The following is a 15,880-nucleotide window of genomic DNA, read 5'->3' on the forward strand; positions in this document are numbered from 1 at the left end:
AAGGCCGGCCCGGCAGCAAGGAGAATTATCATGACTATGACCCAAACAAAAACGACCACAAAGTCGGCGGTGTCCGACGAGCGTGTGGCCAGGCGCAGTGCGTTCCAAAAGCTGTTGGGCCGGCCCGAGGTCGGCGCCCTGGTAGGTGCGATCGTACTCTTCATCTTCTTCGCGTTGGTATCCTCAACGTTTACCCAGCCCAATGCTCTGGCGACCATTCTCTATGGCAGTTCCACAATCGGGATCATGGCGGTGGGGGTGTCCCTGCTGATGATCGGCGGGGAATTCGACCTGTCCACCGGTGTTGCCGTGATCTCCTCGGCCCTGACCGCTTCGATGTTCAGCTGGTACTTCAGCACGAACGTCTGGGTCGGTGTCGGCCTTGCCCTGGTTGTCTCGGTGGGCATCGGCTTCATCAACGGCTGGATCCTGATGAAGACCAAACTGCCCAGCTTCATCGTCACCCTCGCGACGTTCCTGATGCTGACCGGCCTGAACCTGGGCCTGACCCGGCTGATCGGCGGGTCCGTGTCCTCACCCTCGATCTCCAACATGGACGGCTTCGACTCCGCCCGTGCGGTGTTCGCGTCCTCGGTGAACATCGCCGGCATCGAAGTCAAGAACACCGTGTTCATCTGGATCGCGCTCGTCGCAGTGGCCACCTGGGTGCTCATGCGGACCCGGGTGGGGAACTGGATCTTCGCCGTCGGCGGGGACGAGAACGCCGCCCGCGCCGTGGGTGTCCCGGTCAAAGCCACCAAGATCGGCCTGTTTATGGGTGTAGGGTTCTGCGGCTGGGTGCTGGGCATGCACAACCTCTTCGCCTTCGACACCGTGCAGTCCGGTGAGGGCGTCGGTAACGAGTTCCTCTACATCATTGCCGCGGTGATCGGCGGGTGCCTGCTGACCGGCGGGTACGGCTCGGCCGTGGGCGGCGCGATCGGTGCGTTCATCTTCGGCATGGCCAACAAGGGCATCGTCTACGCGCAGTGGAACCCGGACTGGTTCAAGTTCTTCCTTGGCCTGATGCTGCTGCTGGCAACCATCGTCAACCTCATCGTCAAACGCCGCGCGGAACTCAAGTAAAGGGGCCAGGGAACATGAACGCCAACCAGATCGACCAGCAAACGCTCCTGCAAAACGAAAAAGACCCCCTCACCCACACCCCCGTGCACCTGCTCTCCCTGGACGGGGTGGGCAAGCACTACGGCAACATTATTGCCCTGTCTGATGTGACCATGGCCGTGGACAACGGCCGCGTCACCTGCGTGCTCGGTGATAACGGTGCGGGCAAGTCGACGCTGATCAAAATCATCGCCGGGCTGCACCAGCACGACGCCGGGGTGCTGAACATCATGGGCGAGGAACGCAAATTCAGCTCCCCCCGGGACGCCCTCGACGCCGGGATCGCCACCGTCTACCAGGACCTCGCCGTCGTGCCACTGATGCCGATCTGGCGCAACTTCTTCCTCGGTTCCGAACTGACCTCCGGGTTCGGCCCGTTCAAGAGCATGGACGTCGAGAAGATGAAAGCCATCACGCTCAAGGAACTCGCCGAGATGGGCATCGACCTGCGCGACGTCGAACAGCCCATCGGCCAGCTCTCCGGCGGTGAGCGCCAGTGCGTCGCGATCGCCCGGGCCGTGTACTTCGGCGCCAAGGTCCTGATCCTGGACGAACCAACCGCCGCTCTCGGTGTGAAGCAGTCCGGCGTGGTCCTGCGCTATATCCTGCAGGCCCGTGACCGCGGCCTCGGGGTCATTTTCATCACCCACAACCCGCACCACGCCTTCCCCGTCGGGGACCGGTTCCTGCTGCTCAAGCGCGGCAAATCGATTGGCTACTACGACAAGAAGGACATCACCCTCGACGAACTCACCGCCCAAATGGCCGGCGGCGCCGAGCTCGCTGAACTCGCCCACGAACTCGAACAACTTGGCGGACACGGCGACATCGTCAAAGAAGTACAAGCCGAAGTCGCCGGAGTTTCAGACACTGCCCAGGCCGGCGGCCCAAAACACGCCTAGCGGCAGCACCAGGCGGGGTGCTCCGGGAGCACTCCGGAGACCCCCGCCATGCCTGTGCGCACCGTCGGGGAAATCACGCCCGCACACGAAACGTCCACGAAGGGAACACCATGCCGATCCGGGTAGGCGTCGTCGGCGCCGGAATTATGGGCGCCGACCACATCAGGAACCTTTCCACCACCATTGGCGGCGCCGAAGTCACCTTTGTGGCCGATCTCGACGCTGAACGCGCCGCCGCGGCAGCACCGCCGTCGGCACGCATCACCACTGATCCATCGGAGCTGATCAACTCCAGCGAGGTGGACGCCGTCGTGGTGGCCTCACACGATTCCACGCACGCCGGACTGGTCCTGGAATGCTTCGAGGCGATGACGCCGGTCCTGTGCGAAAAGCCGCTGGCACCCACGGTTTTGGAAAGCCTGGAGGTGGTAGCCGCCGACACCGACATGCTGGCGGCAACCGGAGCGTCCCTACTCTCGCTGGGTTTTATGCGGCGCTTCGACCCGGGCTACGTTGCACTGCGGCAGGCCGTGCAGGACCGGGTGCAGGGCGAGCCGCTGATTGTCCACTGCATCAGCCGTAATGCCTCCGCAGCTCCCGGTACCACCTCCGAATCGGCCATCACGAATTCGGCCATCCACGAGCTGGACATCATTCCTTGGCTGCTGGACTCTCCCATCACGGAAGTTTCGTGGCAGGCCGGAAAAAGTACGCGGAATGCCCTGGCCGGACTGCGGGATCCCGCCTTCATGACGCTCCGTGCCGCCGATGGAACCCTCACAAGCCTGGAGCTGTACCTGAATGCGCAGTACGGCTACACCACCCGCTGCGAGGTCGTTTCGGAGCACGGCACCACTGCCCTGCAGGAATCGGCGCTGCTGGGAATTGAGGAGCAGGGAAGCCGGCAGGAGCAGATCCCCGCGGACTGGCGCCCCCGGTTCGCCGATGCATACCGGCTGCAGCTGCAGGCCTGGATTTCCGCGCTCACGCAAGGAGAGAAGCCCACCCTCGCCGGCGCGCAGGACGGGCTCAACGCCTCGCTCGTTGCCCAAGCAATGATCCAGTCGCTGCACAGCGACGGTGCATCCACGAAAGTGAGCTACGCATGACGGCGACAACCCTCCCGCAGTCCCGCGTGCCCGCATCCCGGGATGCCCCCGTGCTGCGGTGGGGCATCATGGGCCCGGGCTGGATTGCCGAACGGTTCACCGAATCCATCCAGGCGCACACCGGGCAGGTGATCGCCGCCGTCGGGTCCCGTTCGCTGAGCCGCTCCAAGGCCTTCGCGGAAGCATATGACGTGGCTGCGGCCTACGGCAGCTATGAGGAATTGGCCGCCGCCCCGGACATTGACATCGTCTATGTCTGCACGCCGCACACCGGCCACCACGCAGCTGCTGCGTTCGCTATCGACGCCGGCAAGCACGTCCTGATTGAAAAGCCGATCGGACTCAACGCAGGCCAGGCACGGGACATCGCCCGCCGGGCGGAGGAAGCCGGAGTATTCGCCGCCGAGGCGATGTGGACCTTTTTCCTGCCGAAGTTCGATGTGATCCGGCAGATCCTCCACGCCGGGACACTGGGCACCATCACCACGGTCGTCGCGGAGTATGGCGAGCACTTCGACCGCACGCACCGCATTTTCAACCCGGAACTGGCCGGCGGCCCGCTTCTTGACCTGGGCACCTACCCGCTGGCGCTTGTCACCGAGGTACTGGGCAGCCCAGAGCGGCTGTTCGCCGTCGGGCAACCACATGAATCCGGGGTGAACGCCCAACTGTCCGCTGTTATGCAGTTCGACGGCGGCGCCCAGGCCGTGGTGAACACGCACGTCCACAACTTCACGCCCACGGCCGCCTCGGTGGTCGGTTCCAAGGCCACCCTGACCATCGAGGGCCCGTTCAATATGCCCGGCGGTTTTGAGGTCCGGTTCCCTGACGGAACACTCCTCCGTCATGACGAACCGGCCGGCGGCCACTTCGAAGGCCTGCACTACGAGGCGGCTGCGGTGGCGCGGGCCATAGCCGCCGGCAGCACGCAAGCCAGTCAACGGACGCTCGCAGCCTCCGTCCGCACCCTGGACGTGGCCGACGAAATCCGCCGCCAGCTGCGTGTGGTGTTCCCCGGCGAAGCCGGCGCTGCGGCGTGACCACTCTCCGGCGACACCCCAACTGATCCACCTCCACGTTTACCAGCGAAAGGACCAACACATGGCCTACCTCACCCACAGTCCCGCTCCAGCCCAGGAACCCGTTCGGATCGGACTCATCGGCTCCGGCTGGATGGGGGCGTTCCACGCCGACAGCATCGCACGCCGCGTCCCGGGCGCCGTCCTGGCGGCCATCGCCGACCCCAACCTGGACTCCGCGCAGGCCCTTGCCCACGAACTCGGCACCACCAAGGTGACGGCCAGCGCAGACGACATCCTGGCGGATCCGGAGATCGATGCTGTGGTGATCGCCAGCCCGGCACGCTTTCACTCATCACTGATTGCCCAGGCCGCCGCCGCCGGAAAGCACGTCTTCTGCGAGAAGCCGGCCGGCCAGGGGCTCGACGAACTCGACGCCTCACTCGCCGCCGTTGAGGAAGCCGGCGTGCATTTCCAGGTTGGCTTCAACCGGCGCTACGCGGACGACTTCCAGGCCGCGAAAAAGGACCTTGCGGCGGGCATCGCCGGAACACCGCAGCTGCTCCGCTCACTGACCCGCGATCCCGGGAACGGAAGCATCCCGAACGCCGGCCGGGTCCCGGCCTGGACCATCTTCCTGGAGACCCTCATCCACGACTTCGACACCCTCAACTGGTTCAATGAGGGGGCCGAGCCGGTGGAGGTCTACGCCGTGGCGGACGCCCTCGTGGAGCCCACCCTGCGCGCGGAAGGGTTCCTGGACACCGCGGTGGTGACCATACGTTACAGCAACGGCGCGGTGGCCGTGGCCGAGGCAAACTTCAGCGCACTGTACGGGTACGACATCCGCGGCGAAGTCTTCGGCTCCAAGGGCATGGTCCAGGCCGGCCGCACCACCGAAACGGCAGCCCGGCGCTACACGGCGGACGGACTCTCCGCCGACACCCCGCGGCTCAACGTTGAACTGTTCCGGCAGGCCTATACGGACGAGCTGACCGATTTTGCCGGGGCGGTGCGTGCACGGCGGGACGGCGTGCCGCCGTCGTCGTCCGGATTCACCCTCACGCCCGGCGCCGCGGACGCCCGCCGTGCGCTGGCCATGGCATTGGCGTGCATCGAGTCGGTCAAGCGCGGCGCCCCGGTGGCGGTCAACGAGACAGCAGGCGTCTGATGCGCCTGGCGGTCTGCGCGGAAATGGTCTTCACGGACCTTCCCTTTGTGGAACGGGTGCAACGGATCCATGAGTCCGGCTTCGACGTCGAACTGTGGGATTCGCGGACCAAGGACATTGCTGCGCTCAAGGCAACGGGTGCGGTGTTTTCCTCCATGACGGGCTACACCGCGGGAAGCCTGGTGGACCCCGGCTCCGCCGATGACGTGGTGCGGACCGCGGAAGCATTGATCCCCACCGCTCTGGAACTCGGCATCAGCAGGATGGTGGTGCACCCGGCGGAACTCATCGACGGCCACGCCGCGCGTCCCGTATTCCGTTCCACCGGCAGCATGTGGAGCACCGGCGCACGGACGCTGGAGCGCCTCGGCAGACTGGGCGAAAAACACGGCCTGACATTCTGCCTGGAGAACCTCAATACCGTCCTTGACCACCCCGGCATCCCGCTGGCGCGCGCAAAGGACACGCTGGCACTCGTTGAAGCCGCCGGGCACCCCCACGCCAAGCTGATGCTGGACCTGTACCACGCCCAACTGGGGGAAGGTAACCTCATTGAGCTGGTGCGGACAGCCCTGCCGTACATCGGCGAGATCCAGGTGGCCGACGTCCCTGGACGCTGCGAACCCGGGACCGGGGAAATCAACTACGCGGCGGTCGCCGGGGCACTTGCCGAGGCTGGCTACGAGGGCACCGTGGGCATGGAAGCCTGGGCAAAGGATGACAGCGACGCGGCACTGGACGCCTTCCGGGGCGCCTTCAACAATTATGCGGAAGAAAAGCGATGAAAGATGTCATTTTGGGTCTGGTGGGTGTTGGCCGAATCGGTGTGATGCACGCGAACAACATCGCCACACTGAATGGGGTGCTCAATCCGGAAGGCATCAACGTCCGGCTGCGGCTGACTGACGTGGCCCAAGACCACGCCAGGACCGTCGCGGCCGGCCTCGGGGCCGAATTCCTTCCGACGGTGGAGGCGCTGCTGGTCTCTGGGCTGGACGGCCTGGTGGTTGCCACCGGGACGGGCACCCACCCTGAGCTGATCGAGGCGGGCGTGGACGCTGGCATCCCGGTCTTCTGCGAAAAGCCGGTGGCCATGAACGTGGCGGATGCGCTTCCGGTGCTGGAGTACATCCGGGACCGGCAGGGTGTGGTCCAGATTGGCCACCAGCGCCGCTTTGATGCCGGCTACCTTGAGGCGCGGCGCGCCTACGAGGCGGGCGAACTGGGCTGGATCCATTCACTGCGGGCAGTCACCTGCGACATGGCGCCGCCTCCCGTGGAATTCCTGGCCAGTTCAGGAGGCCTGTTCCGGGACTGCTCCGTCCATGACTTCGACATCCTCCGCTGGCTGACCGGCCGGGAGATCGTTGAGGTCTATGCGAAGGGTTCCAACAACGGTGACCCGGCCATCGGCGCGGTGGGGGACGTGGACACCGCGCTCGCGCTGGTGACGTTCGACGACGGCACGGTCGGCACGGTCTCCGCTACCCGATACAACGGGGCTGGCCATGACGTCCGCCTGGAGATCCAGGGGTCCCGGCGGTCGCTGCTCGTGGGGCTGGATGACAAAGCCGCGCTGGCCTCGGCTGAACCGGGCATTGGATTTCCCGCAGGGGAGCCGCACCGGACTTTTGCCGAGAGGTTCGATGCTGCTTACCGTGACGAAATGGCGGCCTTTGTGGAACTGATCCTGGGCAGGCGGGACAACCCCTGCACACCCGAGGACGCGGTGGCAGCTTCGCGTGTGGCGGATGCTGCCCAGGAGTCGCTTGCCACCGGGGTTGCCGTGAAGGTGGCCGTCAGCGTCGCCAGGTGAGCGATTTGCTGCGACGGAAAATGCCCCTCCGGAATTCCGGAGGGGCATTTTCTTGTCGCTAGGCTGTGAACGGCAGCCGAGGATCGACGTCCAGGCCGTCCCAGCTTTGCCGAACCCAGCCGTGGTGCGGGTCGTCGCTGATGAGCCATTGACGGACGGGGCCCGGGCCAGCCATCACGTTCAGGTAGTACAGGTCGTAGCCCGGTGCGGCCATGGCTGGCCCGTGCCAGCCGTAGGGGACCAGGACAACGTCGCCCGTGCGGACCTCCGCCGCGACGTTGATGGGGCGCTCGTCCGAGGCATAAACCCGCTGGTAGCCGATGGCGTCAGCGTCGGCCGGAGCTGCGGAACCCTCGGCCACCTGCGTCTCGAAATAGTAGATCTCTTCGAGGTTCGTCTCGCCGTCCTTTTCCTCATCGTGCTTGTGAGGAGGGTAGGACGACCAGTTCCCTGCGGGGGTGAGCACTTCGCAGACGATAAAACGGTCGGCCTCGAGGGCCGCGGGCGTGCCGAAATTGTGAACCTGCCGGGAGCAGTTGCCGGCTCCGCGCAACTCCACGGGGGTCTCGGCACCGGTAACCAGGCGGGTGGGGTAGGAGGCGTTGGCCGGGGCGGTGGCAACCGCGAACCTGCCGCCGTCCTCGGAACTGACGGTGACGGCACGGCCAGTCCCCGAATACAGGACATCGCTGGGGCCGTGGAACACGGAAGCGCGCCCCTTCAGCACATAGTCTTCGCCGTCGACTGTGACAGTGAAGGAACCGTTGAGCGGAACTACTATTCGTTCTTCACCCGCCGCCGGCAGCCCGATGGCGGCACCGGGCGCGAGGGTGGCGACTTTCAGGCCCGTATGGGCCCAGCCATCCACTGCCAGGGATGAATCGGAGGTTCCGAGCGAGACGTCCCAACCACCGTCGGCGGCACTGCCCAGGGGGTAGACCCAGTTAGTCATAGATTTGTAGTCCTTGCACTAGCGCTGTACGAGTGTCATTTCAAAGCTGTACGAATCCGCACGGTACACATGGTGTCCGGTTTCCACGTTGCGGCCTGTATCGTCCACGGCGGTCCGCTCCATGGTGACCAAGGCCGAGCCTGGCACCGTGTCGAGTTGCGTGGCCTGGTACTCGTTGGCTACTACGGCGCCGATCCGCTGGGTGGCGAGCCGGAAATTCACTCCGCCGTTGCGCAGTACGGAGTACAGGCCTTGGCTGCCCAAGAGTTCCTCGGTGAGGGGGGTGATGTCATCGCGGACCCAGTTTTCCATCAGCGCCAGCGGCTTCCCGCCCACTTTCCTCAACCGGGTGAAGTGGTACACCATGGCGCCCCGCGGAAGGTGGAGCGCCTCGCGCGTCGGGTCGTCGGCCTCGTCGTGGCTGAACGTGAGAACGTCTGTGGTGGGCTTGGCGCCGTTGTTGCTGAGGTCGTCAAAGAGGCTGGAAAGCTCCAGCGGGCGCCGGACCTGGCTGGACACGACCTGTGTCCCCACGCCCCGCTTGCGCACCAGCAGGCCGGAGCGCACCAGTTCGTCCATGGCCTTGCGCATGGTGGGCCGCGACAGGTTCAACTGTGCGGCGAGGTCAATCTCGTTGTCCAGCCGGCTCCCGGGCTCCAGGATCCCGGTATGGATGGCTGCCTCGATGCCCTGTACCACCTGGTGGTACAAGGGAACGGGTGAGGAGCGGTCGATGCTGAGATTGAGCTGGTTCGCCATGGAGATGCTTCCTTCGCGCCGCCTGGTTGCCGCTGTAGCAGCTCCCTTGTCCTAGTATGTCCGCTTGATAGGACATACTGCCTTTACGTTGATAATAACAGGGCACGGGCGGCCGGCAAAGAAGCCCGGGACCCAGCGATGGCTTGACTAGGCTGGGTGCATGAACAACCGATACCTGGTCTCCCGTGAGCGTTTCATCGCAGCAACGCCCAAGGTGATCTTCGAACTCCTGGCCACTCCGGCCATGCATAGCGTGATCGACGGTTCCGGCACCGTCAGGGGCGCCCAGCCGCATGGTCCGAAGCGGCTGTCCGCGGGCGCCAGGTTTGGCATGGAGATGAATGTCAAAGTGGACTACAAGATCCTCAACACCGTCTGCGAATTCGAGGAGGGACGCCGAATTGGCTGGCGTCATTTCTACGGGCATGTCTGGCGGTACCTGCTCGAACCAGCCACCGACGCCGATGGCCTGCAAGGCACGCTGGTCACCGAACAGTGGGACGCCCGCGCGGTCCGGGGCAAGGTGTTCCTCCGGCTTGCGGGGTACCTGCAACGCCATCCTGGCAGTATCGAGGCCACGCTGGGACGGCTGGACCGGCACGTCACCGGTGCGTCCGGAGCCGCGAAGTAGGCCTGCGGACATGAACCTCTCCGGAAACCTCGGTCCCAGCCCCCGCAGCCTTGAGGTGGATGACCTCGCTATTTTTGATCGCCTGGTCAGCGGACGCGGCGCGGAGCTCGACGGCTGGCACGCCCAGTCGCTTGACCTTCGCGGGCGGGCCGCTGCCATGGAGCAGGTGAACGTTGAAGGCGCCATCTTCCTTGGCTGCACCTTTGACGACGGGATGGAGGACACCCTCCGGCGCCGGGGCGCCTTGATTTTCCCGCGGCTCGACGCAGTTCCCTTCAACCCCTACCGGGCCGGTTAGTATTCGCCCGCCGAGCTTTACACCGGCCTCGCGGATGCCCCGTATGAAGAACTGCCCGACGCGCAGATCTACCAGTGGAGCATCCAGCCGGGCCAGCGGCACCGGTTGGACGCCACCCTCGCGTCAGCTCTGCACGACCACGCAATCGGCGATGCGCTGGAAGAAGCAATCCATTCAGGGCCCTTCTCCAACCGGTCCGTAGTCGGCGTCATGGGCGGGCATGCGGCCCAGCGGGGGAGCGCCGACTATTCCCAGGCAGCACAGTTGGGCAGGCTGCTTGCCCGGGACGGGCACGTGGTGGCAACGGGCGGGGGACCGGGAGCCATGGAGGCAGCCAACCTGGGGGCCTATCTGAGCCAAGCGGACGACGGCGGGCTGCAGGCTGCGCTGGCAGGGCTCGGCGCCGTCCCGGGGTTTCGTCCCTCGGTGTCTGCGTGGGCGCGCGCGGCGGCCGCCGTCGTCGAGCGCTACCCGGATGGAACGCCGTCGCTGGGCATCCCCACCTGGTTCTACGGCCATGAGCCACCCAATTACTTCGCCACGCACATTGCCAAATACTTCGCCAATGCCATCCGCGAAGCAATCCTGCTCGAGCTCTGCCAAGGGGGCATCGTCTTCCTCCCGGGAGCCGCAGGAACTGTGCAGGAAATCTTCCAGGATGCCTGTGAGAACTACTACGGCGCACGCGAGAAAATCACGCCCATGGTGCTGGTGGGCAGGCACCACTGGGAGCACCAGTATCCCGCGTGGCCGATGCTCCGAAGCCTGGCCGCGGGCAGGCCCATGGCGGACCGGATTTTTCTGGTGGATACGGTTGACGAGGCGGCAGAAGTACTGCAGGGCTAGCCAGGATGGCCGGCCGCGGAAGGGCAGCTCAGAGGTCCTTGCGGCATTGCGCCTTGCCCAACTCATAGAGCCCGTTGAGGTCCCCTATGGACAGCCCCTCGGAAGTGCCGATCTCCGGGTACATCAGTTGGGTGGGGTCCTCCACATGGTCCAGTCCCATCACATGGCTGAGTTCGTGCAGGATCACGGCAGTGGCGTAGAGGTGGCCGTCGGGGTTCAGCAGTTCATCGGCTATTTGCGGTGCGTCGAGGTCAAGTCCGCCGGTAACGAAGGTCTTGGGGCCTTCGTTGTAGCCGTAGTGGGTGCTGCCGCCGGTGCCGATCACTTTCCCTTTCAGCTGCGGCGCGACCTCCGGGGTTGTCCACGCGATGAGGAGCGGCGCCCAGCGCTCGCCGTAGGCATCGGGCTGGTAAGGCGGCCGCTGGGGTGACGGCAGTTCGGTGGTGGTGCCGTCGTAGACAAACGTTATGCCGGTGGCAGCGGAAATAGTAGAGATGGCGTCAGGAATCAGGTACTCCGCGCCGGCGGGCGCCAGGTCACCGTTGATGACGTAGTGCAGCGGCCGGCATGGGGAGTAACCAACCGGGCTGCCGTCGCCGTTGACCGCCAGGAACCGGTAGGAATCACTGCCCACGGCTGGTGGCACGGGCTCGCGCAAGGGGGCCGCCTCTTCCTCGACTCCCGCCGGCGGGGCTCCTGTCCGTGCCTCCGCCGCGGGCTGCCCTCCGGGGTTCCCGGCGGTTCCAGCTTGGGGCTCGCCGCCGCCCTCTTGCCCGCCGACGCCGGGGCCGAGGCGGACATCGAGGAAATCCTTGATCCGGGGATCGTCCAGCACCAGCGCAGCCCCCAGCAATGCTGCGGAGAACAGGGCGCCTGTGAGTACAAATCGAAGGGCCCTGCCGCTGCTTCCAGTGCGTGCCCGCCTTCCGGCCTGGCGCGGCGGCTGCCCGTCCACTACTGCACCCCCAATATCCGGTCCCGCTCAATTGCTGCTGCCGACGGACCTATTGCTAGTGAACCTTACTGCCAGTGAGCTTTACTGCTAGTGGATGACGGTGCCGAAGACCAGCCCGAGCAGGTAGGTGACCCCTGCGGCGCCCAGCCCGATGGCGAGCTGGCGCAGGCCCCGGGTAAGCGGTGACGTGCCGGAGAGCAGGCCCACGATGCCGCCGGTCACCAGCAGGGCAAGGCCAACGAGCACCCCTGCCACTACCAGGGCAGCTACTCCGGTCATGCCGAACAGGAACGGCAGGATGGGGACGATGGCCCCTGAGGCAAAGAAACAGAAGCTGGACAGGGCCGCGCCCCACGCCGTACCCACTGCTTCGTGCTGGTCTTCTGCCTCGGGAAGTTCCGGCTGCAGGGACAGGCTCGGGTCGCAGTCACAGGACAGGAGGCCCATGCGTTCAGCAACGCGGTGCTGCGCTGCTTCCTGGGACATGCCCCTGGCCAGATAGACGAGCAGCAGTTCGTTGTGCTCAAGGTCCAGCTTGGGGGCCGCGGCCAGGGTGACCTGGGTGGGGCGGGTGGCCGCGAGGAGTTCGCGCTGGGAGCGGACCGAGATAAATTCCCCGGCTCCCATGGACATGGCACCGGCCAGCAGGCCGGCAATGCCGCTGAGCAGCACCACGCTGCTGGCCACGCCGGACGCCGCCATGCCCATCACCAGGGAAAGATTGCTCACCAGGCCGTCGTTGGCGCCGAAGACGGCGGCGCGGAAGGTTCCCGCCAGGCGGTTCCGCCCGCGCGTGGCCAGTCCACGGACCACTTCCTCGTGGATCTGCTCATCGGCAGCCATCGCCTCTGTGGCGTTAGGGTCCTTGGCATAGGGGGAGCGGCCTTCTGCGCGCTGGGCCAGGGCCAGTACGAACACGGACCCGAAGTGCCGCGCCAGGAACCCGAGCAGCTGGCTTCGCATCGACGCCGGGCGGGGCTTGCCTGCGTGTTCCCCGAGGAGGCCCAGCCAGTGTGCTTCATGCCGTCCCTCTGCTTCGGCCAGGGCCAGGAGAATGTCGCGTTCTTCGCCCTGCCGGTTCTGCGCCAGGTCCCGGTAGACAGCCGCCTCGGCACGCTCGTCTGCGAGGTACTGGCGCCAGCGGCGGATGTCAGCGGAGGCAGGCTCGGGAACCGGCCGGCCGGCGGGTGCGGACCCGGACGGGCCGTTGGCCGCGGGGTTGGAATCTGAGGGAAACGACTCTGACGGGGCGGTGCGGTGGTGGTGTGGATCGGCGTGCTGGGACACGGAAACTCCTGGGCTGGATGGGGCGTGGTTCGGCCCCATTGCATCGCCAGCTTACCGCGGAGATCCGCGGTTTTTCGGCTGGCTTCCCTCACTCCGGAGTTTCGGTATCCCTCAAAATCGAGGGCTTTGGAGGGGCCTTGGCGCTCTAGCGGTGACCCTTGACCGCGGCACCCTGCGGTGCTGAGATGAAACTGTGGGCGCACGCCAGCGCCCACCCGAAAGAGCACGTCAGAGGCGAACAAACGGAGGTTGCACAATGAACACCACCGGACAGCACCCGGACATGCCCCACCTTGATTCGGTTGAAGCCGATCCCGCTTACGACTATGCCGAGGATGTGCCCGTCAGTGACGAAGACTGGGACACCGAGGATGAATTCCTGGACGCGGAGGAACCCGTAGTCCAAACGCCGCCCGTCATCATCGACGCAGAGGAACGCGTGGTCCCGCTGGATGACGACGAATTCCGCGAGGCTCAATAGAACGGACGACGGCGGCACCTTCCCTTCGCTGAAAAGCGAAAGGAGGTGCCGCCGTCGTGCGTGCCGGGAGGTGCTGCTAGGGGGCTGAAACTTCTTCCGCCGAAGTCTCCCTGGTGTCCTGCCCGGAAACGCGGCGCTGCCAGTTGCGCATCACCTGGGGGTCGGTGGGCTTGGTCAGCAGGGAAACCGCTACGTACACCACGGCGGATGCGAGCAGGCCGTAGTAGATGGGCTCGTTGGCGTAGATGCCGTCCAGCGGCGCCTTTGCGTTGATTTCCAGGACGATCATGGTGCCCAGCGTGACTACGGAGCCCACGGCCATGGAAGCTGCGGCGGCCACACCGGTGCCGCGCTTCCAGACCAGGCCGCCGAGGATGGCCACGAGGAGGCCGCCCACCAGGATGTCGTAGGCGATGGTCAGCGCCGCAACCACGTCCTTGGTGATGATGGCAATGACGATGGCGACTATGCCCAGGGAGAGGACCCAGATGCGGTTGGCCTTGACGTCGTGCTCGGGATTGTCGCTGTCTTCGGTGTTGATGTTCTTCCCGAACCAGCTGGCCACAAACGGCAGGACGTCGGCGCGGGCAACTGTTGCGGCCGCGATGAGTGCCCCTGATGCTGTAGACATCATGGCTGCCACAGCGGCTGCCAGGACAAGCCCGCCGATGCCGACGGGCAACAGGGTCTGGGCTACTTCGGCGTAGACGTCGTCCTTGGCAGCAATCTCGATGTTGGACAGCGCCACGCTGGCGGCCATGCCGATCAGCGCGCCGGCGACACCGTAAAGGATGCAGTAGATGCCGGCGGTGGCGCCGCCCCAGCGGGCCACTTTGGCCGTTTTGGCCGTGAAGACGCGCTGCCAGATGTCCTGGCCGATCAAAAGGCCCAGGGTGTACACCACGAAGTAGGTGATGATGGTCTGCAGGCCGATGCCGTCGATCTGGAAGAAGCTCTCATCCACCCGGCTGCGGATGCCTTCGAAGCCGCCGGCAGCGTTCAGGGTGAAGGGGAGCATCAGGAAGAAAATGCCGATGGTCTTGATGATGAACTGGACCTGGTCCGCCAGGGTGATGGACCACATGCCGCCCACCGTGGAGTAGATCAGCACAATGGCCCCGCCGATGGCGATGGCCAGCGCCCGGTCCCAGCCGAAGAGGACCACGAAGATGGTGGCGTAGGCGCCGGTGGAGGTGGCGCAGAGCATCAGCGTGTACGCGAGCATAACGATGCCCGAAGCCTCGGTGGCCCTGCTGCCGTAGCGCAGGGTGAGCATCTGCGAGACCGTGTAGATCTTCAGCTTCTGGATGGTTCCGGCGAAAAGCAGGCTGAGGAGCAGGACGCCGGCGCCGATGGCGACGACCAGCCACATGCCGGAGATGCCGAACTTGTAGCCGAGTCCTACGCCGCCGACGGTGGATGCACCGCCGAGGACGACGGCGGCCATGGTGCCGGTGTAAAGGAACGGGCCAAGGCGACGGCCGGCGACCAGGAAGTCGCTGTTGTTCTTGGTACGGGACTTGCCCCACCAGCCGAATGCCAGCATTGCGAGAAGGTACACCACCACAATGGCGATGTTGATGACATTTGCGTCCACGTTGGACTCCTTGGAGCTGTTGGCAGCTGGGGTGGTCTCCGGAAGAAGGGCCGGCCGGGAACCGCTGCATGAGGATGAGTGAGAGTCGATTCTCAAATATTGCCCTATAGGCAACAAGTGTTTTCCAAAGCGTAGGCTGTGACGGTGGTAACAGTCAAGAGGATGTTGGTGTCCGCAGCCACGCACGCCATGCAGGCGTCACAGAAGCGGCTGGCCATTAGTATTGCTCCAGAGCGGGGCCGGGCTGCCGGCCATGAAAGGTACGCAGATGAAGGCACTGCCAGTCGAGCCGAGCAACGTACCTGTTGCCATCGGTTCCCGGATCCGCGCCGCGCGGCAGTCCCAGCGGCTCACCATCGAGCAGGTTGCCGACGCCACTGGACTCACCAAGGGATTCCTTAGCCGGGTGGAACGCGATCTGACGTCACCTTCCGTGGCCTCGCTCGTGACGCTCTGCCAGGTGCTCTCCATTTCCATCGGTGAACTGTTTGCCGCGCCGGAAACCCACCTCACCAAACGCAACGATGGGCCGCGTATTTCCCTCGGCGGCCAAGGTATCGTCGAGCGCCTGCTTACGGCGCGTTCGGAGCGGCGCATCCAGATCATCCAGGCCTGCATCGAGCCGCACGGCCGGGGCGAGACCGAGCTCTACGCGGTGGACTGTGATGTTGACGTTCTCCACGTTATTAAGGGCAACATCAGGCTGATCCTTACTAATGAGGAATACGACCTGAGTGCCGGGGACACCGTGACCTTCCCCGGCCGGGAGCCGCACACTTGGGTCAACCCGACGGACGAGCCGGTCGAAGTCCTCTGGGTTCTGGTTCCGGCCGCCAGCCGGTAGTCCTTTCTCAACTAAGTAGCGCGACATGTCGTTATGGGACCTCATAAGGACACTTACTGCTACCTACTTTTAGGCTGAGTAGGTAAAC

At 65.1% G+C, this 15,880-nt stretch carries 15 protein-coding genes and 1 pseudogene; 11 read left to right on the forward strand and 5 right to left on the reverse strand.

Going from position 1 to position 15,880, the window contains the following annotated elements; translation table 11 throughout:
- Positions 1–36: 36 nt before the first annotated feature.
- From CXQ88_RS13655 to CXQ88_RS13685, 7 genes are all read left to right on the forward strand, one after another.
- Positions 37–1,086, forward strand: coding sequence for an ABC transporter permease (locus CXQ88_RS13655; RefSeq protein ID WP_373637769.1), 1,050 nt, complete (start codon positions 37–39; stop codon positions 1,084–1,086).
- Positions 1,087–1,100: 14 nt separating this feature from the next.
- The gene (locus CXQ88_RS13660; protein WP_104044694.1) at positions 1,101–2,027 is read left to right on the forward strand and encodes an ATP-binding cassette domain-containing protein; all 927 of its coding nucleotides are present in this window, start codon (positions 1,101–1,103) and stop codon (positions 2,025–2,027) included.
- 110 nt (positions 2,028–2,137) lie between these two features.
- Positions 2,138–3,136: a Gfo/Idh/MocA family oxidoreductase gene (locus CXQ88_RS13665; RefSeq protein WP_104044695.1), complete on the forward strand. Its 999-nt coding sequence runs from the start codon at positions 2,138–2,140 to the stop codon at positions 3,134–3,136.
- Positions 3,133–4,176 carry a Gfo/Idh/MocA family protein gene (locus CXQ88_RS13670; RefSeq protein WP_104044696.1) on the forward strand — a complete coding sequence of 348 codons (1,044 nt, stop codon included), beginning with the start codon at positions 3,133–3,135 and terminating at the stop codon, positions 4,174–4,176. Before CXQ88_RS13665 ends, CXQ88_RS13670 begins: the two co-directional genes overlap by 4 nt.
- A gap of 61 nt (positions 4,177–4,237) precedes the next feature.
- Positions 4,238–5,326, forward strand: coding sequence for a Gfo/Idh/MocA family oxidoreductase (locus CXQ88_RS13675; RefSeq protein ID WP_104044697.1), 1,089 nt, complete (start codon positions 4,238–4,240; stop codon positions 5,324–5,326).
- A complete protein-coding gene (locus tag CXQ88_RS13680; RefSeq protein WP_104044698.1) occupies positions 5,326–6,111 on the forward strand; it encodes a TIM barrel protein in 786 nt (261 codons plus the stop codon). Before CXQ88_RS13675 ends, CXQ88_RS13680 begins: the two co-directional genes overlap by 1 nt.
- Positions 6,108–7,142, forward strand: coding sequence for a Gfo/Idh/MocA family protein (locus CXQ88_RS13685; protein WP_104044699.1), 1,035 nt, complete (start codon positions 6,108–6,110; stop codon positions 7,140–7,142). Before CXQ88_RS13680 ends, CXQ88_RS13685 begins: the two co-directional genes overlap by 4 nt.
- A gap of 58 nt (positions 7,143–7,200) precedes the next feature.
- Here the strand turns inward: CXQ88_RS13685 and iolB are convergent, their stop codons facing one another.
- Both iolB and CXQ88_RS13695 read right to left on the reverse strand, forming a co-directional pair.
- On the reverse strand, positions 7,201–8,094 hold the full coding sequence (gene iolB, locus CXQ88_RS13690) for a 5-deoxy-glucuronate isomerase (protein WP_104044700.1): 894 nt from the start codon (positions 8,092–8,094) through the stop codon (positions 7,201–7,203).
- An 18-nt stretch (positions 8,095–8,112) separates the two neighbouring features.
- Entirely contained in the window at positions 8,113–8,853 is a 741-nt protein-coding gene (locus CXQ88_RS13695; protein ID WP_104044701.1) for a GntR family transcriptional regulator, read from the reverse strand.
- Between the two features lie 160 nt (positions 8,854–9,013).
- On the opposite strand from CXQ88_RS13695, the gene CXQ88_RS13700 reads away from it, so the two are divergent.
- Both CXQ88_RS13700 and CXQ88_RS13705 read left to right on the forward strand, forming a co-directional pair.
- Entirely contained in the window at positions 9,014–9,484 is a 471-nt protein-coding gene (locus tag CXQ88_RS13700) for an SRPBCC family protein (RefSeq protein WP_104044702.1), read from the forward strand.
- 10 nt (positions 9,485–9,494) lie between these two features.
- Positions 9,495–10,628 (forward strand): annotated as a pseudogene (locus tag CXQ88_RS13705) (LOG family protein).
- 28 nt (positions 10,629–10,656) lie between these two features.
- On the opposite strand, the gene CXQ88_RS13710 reads toward CXQ88_RS13705, so the two are convergent.
- The gene (locus CXQ88_RS13710; RefSeq protein ID WP_104044703.1) at positions 10,657–11,583 is read right to left on the reverse strand and encodes a matrixin family metalloprotease; all 927 of its coding nucleotides are present in this window, start codon (positions 11,581–11,583) and stop codon (positions 10,657–10,659) included.
- A gap of 87 nt (positions 11,584–11,670) precedes the next feature.
- Entirely contained in the window at positions 11,671–12,870 is a 1,200-nt protein-coding gene (locus CXQ88_RS13715; protein WP_104044704.1) for a VIT1/CCC1 transporter family protein, read from the reverse strand.
- A gap of 256 nt (positions 12,871–13,126) precedes the next feature.
- Between CXQ88_RS13715 and CXQ88_RS13720 the strand changes: the two genes are divergently transcribed.
- Positions 13,127–13,351 carry a hypothetical protein gene (locus tag CXQ88_RS13720; protein WP_104044705.1) on the forward strand — a complete coding sequence of 75 codons (225 nt, stop codon included), beginning with the start codon at positions 13,127–13,129 and terminating at the stop codon, positions 13,349–13,351.
- A gap of 76 nt (positions 13,352–13,427) precedes the next feature.
- Here CXQ88_RS13720 and CXQ88_RS13725 read toward each other — a convergent pair whose 3' ends face one another.
- The gene (locus tag CXQ88_RS13725; RefSeq protein WP_104044706.1) at positions 13,428–14,948 is read right to left on the reverse strand and encodes a sodium:solute symporter; all 1,521 of its coding nucleotides are present in this window, start codon (positions 14,946–14,948) and stop codon (positions 13,428–13,430) included.
- Between the two features lie 268 nt (positions 14,949–15,216).
- Between CXQ88_RS13725 and CXQ88_RS13730 the strand changes: the two genes are divergently transcribed.
- A complete protein-coding gene (locus CXQ88_RS13730; RefSeq protein ID WP_104044707.1) occupies positions 15,217–15,792 on the forward strand; it encodes a helix-turn-helix domain-containing protein in 576 nt (191 codons plus the stop codon).
- The last annotated feature ends 88 nt before the right edge of the window (positions 15,793–15,880 follow it).

The sequence above is a fragment of the Arthrobacter sp. ZGTC412 genome (genome assembly GCF_002929215.1).
In the GTDB taxonomy this organism is placed as follows: Bacteria; Actinomycetota; Actinomycetes; order Actinomycetales; family Micrococcaceae; genus Arthrobacter.

What these genes read in the sequence shown, in the direction of transcription:
- CXQ88_RS13655 (WP_373637769.1), top strand. Translation starts at nt 37, where the DNA reads ATGACCCAAACAAAAACGACCACAAAGTCGGCGGTGTCCGACGAGCGT.
- CXQ88_RS13660 (WP_104044694.1), top strand. Translation starts at nt 1,101, where the DNA reads ATGAACGCCAACCAGATCGACCAGCAAACGCTCCTGCAAAACGAAAAA.
- CXQ88_RS13665 (WP_104044695.1), top strand. Translation starts at nt 2,138, where the DNA reads ATGCCGATCCGGGTAGGCGTCGTCGGCGCCGGAATTATGGGCGCCGAC.
- CXQ88_RS13670 (WP_104044696.1), top strand. Translation starts at nt 3,133, where the DNA reads ATGACGGCGACAACCCTCCCGCAGTCCCGCGTGCCCGCATCCCGGGAT.
- CXQ88_RS13675 (WP_104044697.1), top strand. Translation starts at nt 4,238, where the DNA reads ATGGCCTACCTCACCCACAGTCCCGCTCCAGCCCAGGAACCCGTTCGG.
- CXQ88_RS13680 (WP_104044698.1), top strand. Translation starts at nt 5,326, where the DNA reads ATGCGCCTGGCGGTCTGCGCGGAAATGGTCTTCACGGACCTTCCCTTT.
- CXQ88_RS13685 (WP_104044699.1), top strand. Translation starts at nt 6,108, where the DNA reads ATGAAAGATGTCATTTTGGGTCTGGTGGGTGTTGGCCGAATCGGTGTG.
- iolB (WP_104044700.1), bottom strand. Translation starts at nt 8,094, where the DNA reads ATGACTAACTGGGTCTACCCCCTGGGCAGTGCCGCCGACGGTGGTTGG.
- CXQ88_RS13695 (WP_104044701.1), bottom strand. Translation starts at nt 8,853, where the DNA reads ATGGCGAACCAGCTCAATCTCAGCATCGACCGCTCCTCACCCGTTCCC.
- CXQ88_RS13700 (WP_104044702.1), top strand. Translation starts at nt 9,014, where the DNA reads ATGAACAACCGATACCTGGTCTCCCGTGAGCGTTTCATCGCAGCAACG.
- CXQ88_RS13720 (WP_104044705.1), top strand. Translation starts at nt 13,127, where the DNA reads ATGAACACCACCGGACAGCACCCGGACATGCCCCACCTTGATTCGGTT.
- CXQ88_RS13730 (WP_104044707.1), top strand. Translation starts at nt 15,217, where the DNA reads ATGAAGGCACTGCCAGTCGAGCCGAGCAACGTACCTGTTGCCATCGGT.